Annotated in this window: 1 protein-coding gene; it reads right to left on the reverse strand. The window is 67.9% G+C overall.

Annotated elements, in window-relative coordinates:
* Nucleotides 1-240 (reverse strand): hypothetical protein (locus SB756_RS34600; protein WP_410913821.1); only part of this gene is annotated, 240 nt, incomplete at both ends.

The following is a 240-nucleotide window of genomic DNA, read 5'->3' on the forward strand; positions in this document are numbered from 1 at the left end:
TGACGCATGGCCTGTTCCACCGGCTCGCCGTTGAACACCGCCTGGAACACCTGTCGCGTGCGGGCGCGGTCTTCTTCGGGCAGCAGGTCGAGGTAGTCGACATCAGCAGGCAGCGGGCGCTGCGGGTCGAAGCCGAACAGGGCCTGGGTGCCCCGTGACCAGCTGACACGGCCGCTTTCAATATCCCACAGCCATGCCCCTAACCGGGCCCCGTTCAGCGCGGCCAGCAGTTGTGGGGCG

The sequence above is a fragment of the Pseudomonas sp. SIMBA_068 genome (assembly GCF_046534705.1).
Classification (GTDB): Bacteria; Pseudomonadota; Gammaproteobacteria; order Pseudomonadales; family Pseudomonadaceae; genus Aquipseudomonas; species Aquipseudomonas putida.